The sequence below is a fragment of the Kitasatospora sp. NPDC059571 genome (assembly GCF_042735675.1).
Lineage (GTDB): Bacteria > Actinomycetota > Actinomycetes > Streptomycetales > Streptomycetaceae > Kitasatospora.
In genome coordinates, this window is sequence record NZ_JBHWBW010000749.1 from 1 (window position 1) to 2,198 (window position 2,198).

Below are 2,198 nucleotides of genomic sequence, written 5' to 3' on the forward strand. Positions count from 1 at the left end.
CGCCCAACGCGGAGACGGGCTCGATCGGGTCGGACACCGGGCAACCGAGTCACGTCCGGGGGGGGCCCCCCCCCTTATCCCCACCCCCCCCCCCCCCGGGGCCCCCGGGGCGCGGGGGCCCCGGGGGCCCACCGCTGCGCGTTTCAGCCGAGGAGCCGGCGGGCCGCGTCGGCCAGGGCCGTACGGGCGCGGGCGAGCTGATCCGGGGTCACTCCGCGGTCGCGGGCGGCGTCGCGGACGTGGTCGCGGAAGCGGTCGAGCAGCCGCTCCAGCTCGCGGGCCGGCTCGCCCGCCGGGTCGGTGCGGGCCCAGTCCGGGAGTTCGGCGGCGGCGCCGTCGCCGGCGCCGGCCGGGGCGTCGTCCTTGTCCAGGTCGATCCGGGTGACCCGGGTGTCCGGAGTGCCCGGGGTGTCCGGGGCCTCCTCGGCCGGGGCGTGCTGGCCCCACTTCGCGGCGTCGGCGAGCCCGCCGAGGCTGCGGGTCAGCTCGGCCAGCCCCTCGGCGAGGCCGGTGGACCAGTCGCCCTTGGCGCTGTGCGTACGGACCTGCTCCTCCACCCGGCGCTTGATCCGCAGCGCCTCCTGCTGGGCGGCGGTGCGGGCGGCCCTCGACTGCTCGCGCAGCCGCCGGGCCTCCTCCTCGGCCGCCTTGGCCTGGGCCTTGGCGGCCTTCTCCTGCTCCTTGGCGCGCTTGGCCTGCTCCTTGGCCTGCACCTTGAAGCGCTCGTACTCGGCCTTGGCCCGCTGCCAGGCCTCCTTGTCGCCCCAGGGCCCCGCCCACGGGTCGCCGCCGGGGCCCGGCTGCGGCCGCGGCGCCTCGCGGGCGGCGCTCCACATCTCCTCGCGCAGGTCCTTGGCGGAGTCCCGGACGTCCTCGCGGATCGCCCCGGCGAGCTGGGTGACCGATTCGCGGATCTCCACCTCCAGCTCGGCGAGCTCGCCCTGGCGGTCCGCCAGCTCCCGGCGCCCGGCGTCGGTGAGCCGGTAGACCTTGCGGCCGCCCTCCGTGCTGTGGCTGACCAGCCCCTCCTTCTCCAGCTTGGCCAGCCGCGGGTAGACCGTGCCGGCCGAGGGCGCGTACAGCCCCTGGAAGCGCTCCTCCAGCAGCCGGATCACCTCGTACCCGTGGCGCGGGGACTCGTCCAGCAGCTTCAGCAGGTACAGCCGCAGCCGGCCGTGGCCGAACACCGGGCTCATCTCACGCCTCCTTGGTGAGGTCGGGCCCGGCGGGGAGCTCCTTGACCAGGACGGGGCCCTCGTCGCCGGTGTCGGGCCGGTGCAGCAGGGTGACCGCGCCGGAGACGGTGGTGACCTGGAGGCGGCCGGCGCCGCTGCCGAGCTGGCCGGACAGCCGCTTGGCGCCCCAGCTGCCGCCGACCGTCAGCTCGGCGAAGGTGCTGCTCAGGTCGCCGGAGGTGGTGCCGGCCTCGACCCGGGCGTCGGCCACCGAGGGCAGCCGGATGCCGACCGGGCCGCTGACGGTGGTGACCTTGATGTCGCTGGGGGTGCGCACGTCGAGGTCGAGGGTGACCGCGCCGCTGACCGAGTTGGCCTGCACCGTCTCGGCCGTGCCGGCGACCACGGTGAGCCCGCCGGAGACCGAGTTGACCTTGAGCTCGCCGGAGACCGACTGGGCGTCGATGTCGCCGGAGACGGTGTTGGCCTGGATCCGGCCGGCGAGGTCCACCAGGGTGGTCGCGCCGCTGGCGCCGTGCACCGCGACCGGGCCGGTGATACCGGAGACGGTGGCGTCCGCCGAGACCGTCCCGATCCGCACCTCGGCGCCGGCCGGCACCGCGAGCGACACCTGCGCCCGCCGCTTGCGGCGCAGCGAGGCGAAGAAGTACTTGACCGACTGCACGGACTTCACCGTCTCGGTGAACTCCCCCCAGCTCAGGTCCTTGTAGGCCACCGTCAGCACGCCGTCGGCCAGCGTGACCAGCAGCGGCTCGCCCTCGATCGCGCCGACCTCCAGCCGCGCCGGGCCCTCGGTGGCGACCACGTTCACCGCGCCGCCGACGATCCGCACGTGCAGGGCGTCCACCGGCTCGTCGAAGCTGATCTTCTCGGGCCCGTCGACCGTCCACTCACCCATGATGTCCCCGTCTCCCGTTTCGCGATGTATCGCGTTCCCTTGAGAACACGATATATCGCGTGACGGTGTTGTCAAGCGCCCCGGGAACGACGACGGCCCGGGAG

Annotated in this window: 2 protein-coding genes; both read right to left on the bottom strand. The window is 75.1% G+C overall.

Annotated elements, in window-relative coordinates; translation table 11 throughout:
* Positions 1 to 143: 143 nt before the first annotated feature.
* Positions 144 to 1,196 (bottom strand): PadR family transcriptional regulator, encoded by a 1,053-nt coding sequence (locus tag ACFV0G_RS38610; RefSeq protein ID WP_380558341.1) that lies wholly within the window; start codon positions 1,194 to 1,196, stop codon positions 144 to 146.
* Position 1,197: 1 nt separating this feature from the next.
* On the bottom strand, positions 1,198 to 2,094 hold the full coding sequence (locus ACFV0G_RS38615) for a DUF4097 domain-containing protein (protein WP_380558344.1): 897 nt from the start codon (positions 2,092 to 2,094) through the stop codon (positions 1,198 to 1,200).
* Positions 2,095 to 2,198: the final 104 nt, after the last annotated feature.

Excerpts from the sequence above, each read along its gene's own strand:
- ACFV0G_RS38615 (WP_380558344.1), bottom strand. The coding sequence starts at position 2,094 with ATGGGTGAGTGGACGGTCGACGGGCCCGAGAAGATCAGCTTCGACGAG.
- ACFV0G_RS38610 (WP_380558341.1), bottom strand. The coding sequence starts at position 1,196 with ATGAGCCCGGTGTTCGGCCACGGCCGGCTGCGGCTGTACCTGCTGAAG.